Genomic DNA, 12,164 nt, shown 5'->3' with positions numbered 1-12,164 from the left:
GATCTTAGATATGGTTAATTAAGGTATTATTATATAATAATTATCTTAGAATATTATATTATTCGTCCAGAAAGCTACGTAAAACTTCTGAGCGGCTTGGGTGACGTAATTTACGTAATGCTTTTGCTTCAATTTGACGAATACGTTCACGAGTAACATCAAATTGCTTACCTACTTCTTCCAACGTATGGTCGGTATTCATATCAATACCAAAACGCATACGCAATACTTTAGCCTCACGTGCAGTTAGACCCGCTAACACCTCATGAGTTGCCGCACGAAGACTCTCTGAAGTTGCTGAATCTAAAGGTAGTTCTAAATTAGAATCTTCAATAAAATCACCAAGATGTGAGTCTTCATCATCACCAATTGGTGTCTCCATTGAAATAGGTTCTTTAGCTATTTTTAATACATTACGTATTTTATCTTCTGGGATTAACATGCGTTCTGCTAATTCTTCTGGTAAAGGTTCACGACCCATTGATTGTAGCATTTGACGAGAAATGCGGTTTAGTTTATTGATAGTTTCAATCATATGTACTGGTATACGGATAGTGCGAGCCTGATCTGCAATGGAGCGCGTAATAGCTTGACGTATCCACCAAGTTGCATAAGTGGAGAACTTATAACCACGACGATATTCAAATTTATCGACGGCTTTCATTAAACCAATATTACCTTCTTGGATAAGGTCAAGAAATTGCAATCCACGATTAGTGTATTTTTTAGCAATAGAAATAACTAAACGTAAGTTTGCTTCAACCATTTCTTTCTTTGCGCGACGAGCTTTGGCTTCACCGATAGACATGCGACGATTAATATCTTTAACCTGTGCAATGATCAAGCCTGTTTCTTCTTCAATGTGACGTAATTTTTTCAAACAACGAAGAATGTCTTCTTCAACTTCTAGCAGTTTATTAGAATAAAGTTTATTCATTTCTTTAACTGTAGTTAACCATGTGTCATTAGTTTCATTTCCGCTGAATAATGTGATAAAATTTTTCTTTGGTATTTTATACTGTTCAATACAGTATTTCATAATAGTACGTTCTTGTAGACGTACGCGATCCATCATTTCACGCATTTTATTAACTAGATAATCAAATTGTTTGGGTACCAAACGGAACTGTTTAAAAACTGCAGAGAGTTCTGCGATTGCCATAATTGTTTTAGTATCACTTCGACCAAAGCGTTTAATGTGCTGACGAGTTTTTTCATATCGTTCACGTAATTCACTAAATTTTTGACGGGCTAAGTCAGGATCGATGCTGTTATCGTCGTCGTTATTATTATCATCATCATCTTCATTTTCATCATCATCTTTATCTAGCTCTTCTTTTGGAAGCTCTGAACCTATGTGTGTTGCAGTAGGAGCTAACTCCTCTTGAGCATTAGGGTCGACGAAGCCAGTGATTAGGTCAGATAAACGGCTTTCTCCTGCTTCAACTCGCTCATACTGTTCGAGAAGATAAGTAATAGCTTCAGGATACTCCGCAACAGAGCATTGCACTTGGTTAATACCATCCTCAATACGTTTTGCTATATCGATTTCACCTTCACGAGTTAACAGTTCGACTGTTCCCATTTCGCGCATATACATACGTATAGGATCAGTTGTACGACCAATTTCATTTTCAACGGTAGAAAGAACTTGTGCCGCGGCTTCAGCAGCATCTTCGTCTGTATTAGACGTGTTTTCAGCTAGTATTAAATCATCGGAATCAGGTGCTTCTTCCATGACTTGTATGCCCATGTCATTAATCATTTGAATTATATCTGCAATCTGCTCTGAATCAACCATATCTTCTGGCAGATGGTCGTTGACCTCAGTATAAGTTAAGTAACCTTGCTCTTTACCTTTGGTTATGAGTAGCTTAAGCTGAGACTGCGGGTTTTGCTCCATAAGACGGTATCCACACTTTTGAGTATTAGGATTAGTATTGGTTGGTACACAAAAACGACCAACAAAAATATATAAAAGGGATTTCTATGATTATGCTACGCACCTTAAATTTCGTAGTAATTTAAAAGTATTTATCTATATTTAATATACTCTTAAATGTTAAATATTTCGTTATATATCCAAAATAATGTAAGTTATTTTTAGGTATTGAGTAAAGTAGCTTTTAAATATATAATAAATTTCATGATTCATACAGCTTAGCTTATATAAGATTTATCCATGCATACAACTTTCTGTATGAGTGATATAATTATTTTTCATATATGATAGTGTGATCATGCGGACTTCATTGCGTTCTTCAAGGGTCAAACCTTCACTTCTTTCTTTTGCCATTAAATAGTCGAAACGTTTGTCAAGTGCACTATTAAATAAATGGTGTAACGCATCTTTAAAGGTATTTTCTGCGATTTCTTCTATTTCTATATCGTTCCAAATTGCTAGTTTTTCAAGTTGATTCGTAAATTTATGATCACGATATAGCTCAAGTAAATGACCAGTTGTGATATTAGACGTAGACTTGCAAACCATCACTAATTTTTGAAATAGTGAAAGGCCTGGGATTTGGATATGAGAAATACCCTCTAATGAGGGAACTAATTTTGAAAAATTCGGATTTTGTACTAACAAGGAAATTAATATTCGCATTGTAGTAGGTTTTAATTTTGGGGCTTGATAGGTTTCTAATTTAATTGTTTCTCTATTCATCATGGCTAATACATGAGCAAGATCAGGGATACCAATAAAATTTCCTAGCTTTTGAGCCATAGATAAGCGTAGTGTTTCACTGGGTATTTGTTTTATTAAAGGGATAGTGAGTTTACTAAATTTTGCACGCCCTTCTTGTATTTTTAAATCCACTTGAGAAACTAACGAATCAAAAAAAAATTTAGATAAAGTTTGAGCATTATTTATTCGTTTTTCAAATATATCTTTACCTTCTTTACGTACTAAAGTGTCAGGATCTTCGCCATCAGGCAAAAATATAAAACGCACTTGACGACCATCAGTCAAATAAGGAAGGGTAGTTTTCAGCGCTCGCCATGCAGCTTGTTTCCCTGCAAGATCACCGTCATAACAATAAATGATAGTATCTGTTGAACGATAGAGTAATTGAATATGCTGAGAAGTTGTTGAGGTACCTAGTGATGCAACTGTATAAGGGATGCCATATTGAGTAAGTGCTATAACATCTGTATAACCTTCGACGACAAGTAATTTTGCAAGTTTATTATTATTTTTTGTTGCTTCATATAGCCCAAATAACTGGTGACCTTTATGAAAGATATCTGTGTCTGGTGAGTTAAGATATTTAGGTAATACATTCCCTAATGCTCGTCCACCAAATCCGATAACACGGCCACGACGGTCTCGTATAGGGAACATAATACGTTCCCTAAATCGGTCATATACCAGTCCTGCCTTATTAGAAACAAGCATGCCTGCGTTATTTAATTGTTTATAAATGTCGATGTTTATCGAAAACTTTTTCAGCAAATTATCCCACCCTGCAGGAGCAAAACCAATAGAAAAATGTTCAATAATATCTGTAGTTAATTGACGTTGTCTTAAATATTCTTTAGCGTTATTAGCGCTAGGATGACTTAAAGATGTATGGTAATAGCAGTTTATTTTATTCATCAACTGATACAGATTTTGACGTTGATATAGTTGAATTTGTGTTTTAGATTTTTTATGTTCATAAGGAATGTCAAGATTGTAGAAAGAAGATAGTTCTTCAATAGCTTCAATAAAATTAAGTGTATCGTAATTCATTAAGAAATCGATAGCATTACCATGAGCACCACAGCCAAAGCAATAATAAAATTGCCTTTTTTTATTTACCGTAAAAGAAGGAGTTTTTTCGTTATGGAACGGACAGCATGCGTGATAATTTTTACCCTGTTTTTTTAACGGGACTTTTATATCTACTAAATCGACAATGTTAGTTATTGCTAACAAATTATTGATAAATGAACCAGGAATTCGTCCAGCCATAAAGTTTTCGCCTGTTAATAAACTATAGCAGGCCGTACATTCTTTAAGAACGCACGGTTGTAACTACAAAATACTACTTACTCATACCTTAGTTTCGGTAGTTACCGTTTATAATTAATATAAACGAGTATGACGGGCGTTTTGACGAGCTAGTTTTTTAGTATGACGTTTCACAGCAGACGCTTTAGCACGTTTACGTTCAGTTGTTGGTTTTTCATAAAATTCACGACGACGAACTTCAGCTAAGACTCCTGCTTTTTCACAGGACCGCTTAAAACGACGAAGTGCAACATCAAATGGCTCGTTATCACGTACTTTAATTACCGGCATTTGCTTTTCACCTCAATAGAAATCGTGTTGTTATTAGATTTATTTTCATTGAATTTAATTTAAAATAAAAACTAATGATACTTCAATTAGTAGGGGTTTGTAAAGTACTGGATAAACTTGCAACACAAAAATTGTTTATTCATTAATATAATAAATAAAAACAAAGAATATTACGTACTTATGAAACGATTTACACAAAACTCATTATCTTGCAGTAAGAATACACTTTATAACCAGGCGGGTAAGATTTATAGTATTATAAATTATATCATAAGCAAGTTAATTATAATTTTTTATTAGTGTAATAAATAAGGATAATGTTAATGCATGTTTTAGGTATTGAAACATCATGTGATGATACTGGTATTGCAATTTATAATGATAAACTTGGTCTATTAGCTAATCAGGTATATAATCAAATAACAGTTCACAATGACTATGGGGGTATTGTTCCTGAGTTAGCTTCTCGAGAACATATTCAAAAAACTGTTCCTTTAATGCAGGCAGCACTAAAGGAGGCTCATCTAACCAGTTCAGATATTGATGCTGTCGCGTATACGGCTGGACCTGGTTTAGTTGGTTCGCTTATGGTAGGAGCAACATTTGGTTGTTCATTAGCTTTTGCATGGGGGGTGCCAGCTATAGCAGTTAATCATATGGAAGGGCATTTACTTTCTTCGATGCTAGAAGATAAAATACCTGATTTTCCTTTTTTAGCATTATTAGTTTCTGGCGGGCATACTCAATTAATCAGTGTAAAGGGAATTGGTGAATATAAATTATTAGGTGAATCACTTGATGATGCAGTTGGTGAAGCATTTGATAAAATAGCAAAAATGCTTGGATTGTGCTATCCAGGAGGTTCTGCATTGTCACGCATGGCACAGAAAGGAAGAAGAGCTCGTTTTATTTTTCCTCGTCCAATGATAGATCGCCCAGGGTTAGATTTTAGCTTCTCTGGTCTTAAAACTTTTACAGCAAATATAATACGTCAAAATAAAAAGGACGATCAAACTCGATCTGATATTGCGCGTGCATTTGAAGATGCAGTTGTTGATACTTTGATTATTAAATCTCAACGTGCAGTTGAACAAACAGGATTTAAACGCTTAGTGATGGCAGGGGGTGTAAGTGCTAACCGAGCATTGCGTGCTAAGATGGAACAAGTTATGAACAAACTTGGTGGTGAGGTGTTTTATGCACGTCCTGAGTTTTGTGCTGATAATGGTGCAATGATTGCGCTAACAGGGTTAATTCGTTTGAAAAGCGATGTAAACATAGGACTTGGTGTGACAGTGCGGCCACGATGGCCATTGGTAGAGTTGCCTCCGTTAATGGAAGTAAACTCATTTGAAAAAGTTGTTGCTAATATTGCTCAAAAAAATAAATTATAATTTCGCATTAATAAGTTAGTATAAATTTATAATGATCTTGTTATATAGCTCGTAATATTTTAAAACTTATACTAATTCATTATACTGTTTTATAAGAGTGATGTTTAGAGTTATTAACTGTTGTAAAAAGATTGCTGGAGTTATTTTTTATTAATCTCGTGACTTCTGATAACGTTGAGTTATGAATATTTCTATTTTATTGTATGATATTAATAGTGATGTACGATATCTTATGAAAGTCTTCTTTCATGCATCAGTAAGTGTTTTGCGTGTATTATATTTGAAATTATTAATAAATGAGGAGTGTGATTTATTCTGATTGTAAAAAAAAATCTAAAAGTCTATGTATTTTTTGCTAAATAATGCAAAGATATGTCTTTGGATCGTCAAGAACAAGCGTTTTATATTAAAAAGTGTAAAATAAATATATTGATTTGAAAGATTATTTCATAATCTCAGTAATAATATTGATTGTCTAGTTTTATATATGATTGTATGTTGCAGTTTTAAACTTAAAACATTCGTAGTTTAAAGTGTGTGAAGGACAGTACTATAAATTTTATACTTAAACGAACGTTTAGTTTTATTGTTTAGCATTGATTTATTTAAATGACTAAATTTAATTTATTTTCTCTATAAATTAGTAGTATATCATTAATAATGTATTTGTGTATATTCTTTTAGCGTAGTTATATTAAAAAATTTTCTTTTTATAAATATATTAGCAGTGTATGTAAATACATTATAGATCAGTCAATGATAGATAATTCTTTATTGTTTAATAGAAAATAATGCACTGAATTACACGGTTAATGCTATGACATTAAAATTTTTCATGTTTAGTATTCAGTTAAGAATATTTTAATTAGTTTCTGATAATGTGCTTAAAATAAAATTGTTTTTGAATATAAGTTCAAATGTAAGAATGATCATGGCAGAAATATTTAACATAATTAATAAAAATTTTTCTCAGTAAAATACCTTTATAGTAAATGCATTAAATATAAATTATTTTGTGTATTTATCAAATTAGCGCTTTAAATTGACTCAATTTTATGAAGTTTTTATTGAATTAATGAGTAAATAATTAATATGAACTTTGATATACTGCAGTTTTTTATATGAAATTTTTTAGTATAAAGATATGTTCAGTGTATGTACTTTGTTATAATGAAAGATATATAAGCATGCAATGAATAATTTTTATAACTTAAAATCGTTTTTTAACAATTCTTGTTAATGCTTTTCCACTTGTTAAAATACTTTATATGTCTAAAAAAATCATTTGTAGTATATTAGCATAACGGTATCGTTATACAGCTTATCGAATAAGCTTATATAAAGAATAACAATGCATACAAAATACCAGATGATTAGTACAAATATGATCATCTTAAGTTTTAGTAGTTATTAATATAAATCTATTTTTAATAGATATGTGTTTTGTCTAGTCAAGCTAGATTTAAGCATAATAATTATAGAATTTTGCAATGATGCATTGTGACTGATTTTAATTTTTTAAAGATTTTGTATGACACAAGATCTTATTGATAATTTTTTCAAAGGTAATTATTTAACATATTATGTTAAAGTAAAAATTTATAATATTTAAATAAAGTAAAGAATATTTTAATGTATGGAATTGTTATTTCTAGAGTTGAAAAAAATTCTTTTCAGAATCTTAAATATATGTTTTTAGTACAGATTTATATATCAAAAAATTGGTTACTAGTGCAAAATTTTCCTTATGAATGCGTTGAGAGAAAATCTATTACTTATATGAACCTTTTAAACTTTAAAAAATTATTAGAAATATAATCCTGATTTTGTGAGAAGGTATTATAAAATATAATTCTTGCTATCTATATCATTTCATTATTTGAACATAAACGATTACTTTTATAATTTACAGATACAGTTGTTAAAAATGAGGATAGAGTAAAAATTATAGAATTGAGAGAAATACTGTATGAGCTGTTTACCTTAAATTTTTATAAAATTGTAATAATGACAGGAATGTTACGGATAAAAAGTAATTTGATATCTTATTTTTCTGAATCAAAAGTCATGTGTTTTGTCTACAAGTTACATTTTTTTTGATTATTTTCGATGCGAATAATAATGTTTTGGGATGCTGCATTGTTATTGAGAAAAATCGTTAAGATGCAAATGCAAGATATTTTATATTGTTCATGCAATCTTAAATATTGAGTTATTGTATTTTAAAAAGTTAGTGAAATCTCACAAAATATTAAAGAATAATGAGAAGTTTAAATACTTTTTTTAATGTGATGTATCTAGTGTATCTATTCTTTTTATGGTGTAAAAAATGCCAAACAGGATTTAAGGATTTAAAAGTTGTTGACATTGTAATTATTTTATAATATTTATTGATTCAATAAAATAACACAAATAATATAAAGAAAGTTTTATTTAACTTAGAAAACAATAATAAAAAAAATAAATTTTAATTGTGGTTAAAGTGATGATTTATTCATTTTAATTTTGAATGAACTTTCTTCATGACATATCAAAAGAACTTAAAATCAAAATAGATTACCTAATATTGGATAATTAAAATCTATTTCATGTTATAGTAGAAAATATATTATCATAAGTATAATAATATATTTAAAACAAATTAAACAACATGATATTTAATGTCTTTATTTTACTTATTAATATTAAATAAGTGTAAAGAATGTAATGTTTATCGTGAATTATAAGAATTTATTATTTATATATTGACACTAGTAAAAAGATATAAATATTTCATAGTGAATATTTAATATATTTGTAAAAATTAAATTTTTCTCAATTAGTGATCATTTACTTAAACTAAAATAAACTAAAAAATTTAGTATAACATTTAAGATAATAACGTAGAAATATCTAAAGCATATAAAAAGTTTTCTTATATGGATATGAGAAAATTAAATATTACGATAATATTGATCTTTGATAGAAGATATCTTATTAATATTACATGAAACGCTAAAAATTAACAATTGAAAATACATTAACGAAATTGAATAAAAACTAATAAGTTCAGAAGAAAAACCTCGATAGTTGCGATTGGGAAAGAATTTATTGTAGTTTATGTATAAATAATAGCACTTCTAGTACTGGTCTTATATTTAATTTAATAACGCCTTATATTATCCTTGATTACAAAAAACGTAATGGTTTTTGTATAATCTAAGGGATTTATTATGAAAATATATCTTGTTGGTGGTGCCGTACGTGATAAACTTCTTGGCTTACCTGTATCTGATAGAGATTATGTTGTTGTAGGTGTCACACCAAAAATTATTTTAGATCAAGGTTATCAACAAGTAGGAAAAGATTTTCCTGTTTTTCTTCACCCTAAAACTCATGAAGAGTATGCTTTAGCAAGAACAGAGCGAAAAATAGGCACAGGATATACTGGTTTTAGTTGTTACTGTGCACCAGATGTCACCATTGAGGATGACTTGCTGCGTCGAGATCTTACCATCAATGCTATCGCTGAAAATTCACAAGGGCAGATTATAGATCCATATCATGGTGTCGATGATTTGAATAATCGTATTCTCCGACATGTTTCTAATGCATTTTCTGAAGATCCTTTGCGCATTTTACGGGTAGCACGTTTTGCTGCTCGTTTTGCTTCAAAAGGTTTTAAAATTTCAAATGAAACGTTGTATTTGATGGAGTCAATGGTAGCAGCTGGAGAGCTAAAACACTTAACTGCTGAGCGAGTTTGGTCAGAAACAGAAAAAGCTTTAATATCAGATGCTCCACAAGTATATTTAGAAGTGTTACGTCAATGTGGTGCACTCGTAGCACTTTTTCCTGAGATTGATAATTTATTTGGTATACCAGCTCCTGAAAAATGGCACCCAGAAATTGATACTGGAATTCACACTTTAATGGCATTGAAAATTGCCTCTATATTATCATCTGATATTAAGATTCGCTTTTCTGTGTTATGTCACGACGTTGGAAAGGCATTAACACCAAAAAAATTTTTGCCTAGCCATCCTAATCATGGTGAAGCAGGTGTTGCGCTTATTAATAACTTATGTGACCGTTTAAAAGTTCCTAATCATATACGAGAATTATCTCGACTTACTGCTCGGTTTCATGATAAGATACATGTTATTAATCACTTCACTGCAAGAGAGATTGTTAAATTATTTGATGAATTAGATAGTTGGAGAAAACCTGAACGTATTGAACAACTTAGTATCATCAGCGAATCTGATGCGCGAGGCAGAACTGGTTTTGAAGAAAGAGATTATCCACAAGCGCAATTTTTACGTCAAGCTTTTGCTAGCGTGAAATCTATTAGTGTAAAACCTATTATTTCTCGGGGATTTAAAGGCCAAAAAATACGTGCAGAGCTAACTCGTCAGTTAGTGGAAAATGTAACTCAGTGGCGTCAGAAGCAAGTTATTTTACCTGTTACTGAATAATATAAGTATATTTTATTAGTTTAATTTTTATTACAATAAATAAATGTAAAACTTTTTAATTTTTTTATACTTGTTCTTAGATTAAAAGCCATAGTAAACACATTTGTCTAAGCAACTTTTTTCTTAAAAAAATAAGAAATAAATTATTTAATATGATTTTAATCAGTTGTTTAGAAGCATAGTTAACTGAGAAAATTTATTTAGTTTGAAAATTTAATAAGCGATTGGAATTATGTATATGTACTAAAGATAATTCTGCATATTATTGTATCATTAAGATGTATTGAATCTCTCATGCTATTGAGATATTGAATATTTAGCATTATGTAAATGTTTATTTTTGGTTATATACACTTATGTTTGTATTAATTGATGATAATTTAATGAATATAATATATATTGCTTATTTTTTATGCATAATTTGACATTATGTTATTGCAAGATAAATATGCAGATTAACTAATAGTTGGTGAAGAATAAAAATGTCTTTAAAATAGTTCGAATTTAATCTCAAAATAAATTCAGTTGTTTTAATAAAAAATTGCTAAATATCATAAATAGCTACACTCTGTAGTTTACAGGTTTATTCTCTATTTTAGCATTAATAATAGACAAAATATAACTATATATTGTCTTAACTATTGTTTTACTTTCTTGATGAGATAATTCTTAAAACACTTATGCGTTTTGTATTTATAAATCAGTCTTAACTATAATATTAATTTATTAAATAGTAAACTTCATGAATCATATAATATTGCTTTAGTAATTTAGCTACAATAAATTTACGTATAAATAGTCAATTAACATCCGCGGTATTATTTATTTTAACGCACCAAAAAGAATAAACTTTGTTTTGGTTAGATTACTACTTAAAAACTTTGCCTTGCTATTTGTAATATCTAGTAATTTCCGGTTATCTTTAGTAATATTTATTTTGTTTTTTTATTTGAAAGGTGGATAAGATCTGGTACATGCAGTTAGTTTTATTTTTCTATCGGATGGGGTGTTTTGAATGGTTTTTTATACTTGGTTGTTTTCTATTTTTACTAAGTATTTATTTTGCATTTTTGACTATTGTTTTTCACTATTTTCATTTTACGTGTGATGGTTTAAACTTACATTCTATTTTCCGGTCGTGATCTGATAATATTTAATCTTTACGCGGAATCACATGAATATTTAATATTTATGGAAGATTCGTGTGATTTCTATTTGACATTAATTTAAAAACAAAAATATAACAAAGTTACTCAAAAAGTACTCAAAAATTTCAAAAAAAACAGAATGAAGAAAAGAATGAAAACAATAGTGATAATAAGGATGGTTTATAGTTTTGTATTTCTTTGCAGAATTAATATTTTATGAAACAGTAATTGTTGAGTATGTGAAAATATTTTTTATACTTAACATATTATTAGTATATCTCAAAATTTATTCAAAAATTTTTTCAGTATTATTATTTTATGTGTTTCTAAAAATATAAAATCTTTAAAACATTTAGATTAATTAAAAATATTTTAATAAATCAAATCTTTAATACTTAGCAATAAAGGTGCATATAACTACAGACATATACATATACGTGCTTTATTGGTTTATAGTATTTTTTATCTAAAAAGCAGATGTAAGTAAAACATGTTCTTAATGATTTGAATAAAATGACCTGATATTATTTGTTGAAATTTTGAACATAGATAAATACATAGAGAAAGTTTTCTAGACATAGCGTAAAAAATATAATTAATAAAGTCTTGATAATGATGTTAAAAGATTAATATTAATTTATAATTATCCATATAAACAACATTCAGAAGATAGATAAAACGTGCAACTATTATTATATGGTTAAGATATAGCGACATCACACGATTCATCATCGCAGACACTCGATATGTATTGATGTAAATAATTGCACAGAATTTTAATAAATTCTAGGGTAAATAATAATTTTTTATATAAAACATATTGTTAGATAACAATTATAGAAATGTATTTTTTAAATAGTATGCATGATATACTATA

The 12,164-nt window shown here is 29.2% G+C and carries 5 protein-coding genes; 2 read left to right on the top strand and 3 right to left on the bottom strand.

Going from position 1 to position 12,164, the window contains the following annotated elements:
* Nucleotides 1-58: 58 nt before the first annotated feature.
* The 3 genes from rpoD to rpsU all read right to left on the bottom strand — a co-directional run bounded on the left by rpoD (nt 59) and on the right by rpsU (nt 4,288).
* Entirely contained in the window at nt 59-1,972 is a 1,914-nt protein-coding gene (gene rpoD, locus GFV14_RS03320; RefSeq protein ID WP_457914692.1) for an RNA polymerase sigma factor RpoD, read from the bottom strand.
* A 204-nt stretch (nt 1,973-2,176) separates the two neighbouring features.
* Nucleotides 2,177-3,958, bottom strand: coding sequence for a DNA primase (gene dnaG, locus GFV14_RS03315; RefSeq protein WP_457914245.1), 1,782 nt, complete (start codon nt 3,956-3,958; stop codon nt 2,177-2,179).
* A gap of 114 nt (nt 3,959-4,072) precedes the next feature.
* Nucleotides 4,073-4,288 carry a 30S ribosomal protein S21 gene (rpsU, locus tag GFV14_RS03310; protein WP_457914244.1) on the bottom strand — a complete coding sequence of 72 codons (216 nt, stop codon included), beginning with the start codon at nt 4,286-4,288 and terminating at the stop codon, nt 4,073-4,075.
* Nucleotides 4,289-4,611: 323 nt separating this feature from the next.
* On the opposite strand from rpsU, the gene tsaD reads away from it, so the two are divergent.
* Nucleotides 4,612-5,682, top strand: a complete 1,071-nt coding sequence (tsaD, locus tag GFV14_RS03305; RefSeq protein ID WP_457914243.1) for a tRNA (adenosine(37)-N6)-threonylcarbamoyltransferase complex transferase subunit TsaD — start codon at nt 4,612-4,614, stop codon at nt 5,680-5,682.
* A 3,212-nt stretch (nt 5,683-8,894) separates the two neighbouring features.
* Nucleotides 8,895-10,139 (top strand): multifunctional CCA addition/repair protein, encoded by a 1,245-nt coding sequence (locus tag GFV14_RS03300; protein WP_457914242.1) that lies wholly within the window; start codon nt 8,895-8,897, stop codon nt 10,137-10,139.
* Nucleotides 10,140-12,164 lie beyond the last annotated feature (2,025 nt).

It is taken from the genome of Candidatus Hartigia pinicola (assembly GCA_020541205.1).
GTDB lineage: Bacteria > Pseudomonadota > Gammaproteobacteria > Enterobacterales > Enterobacteriaceae > Hartigia > Hartigia pinicola.
Note: the sequence above shows the minus strand (reverse complement) of the source record. Positions and strands in the feature narration are given on the sequence as shown.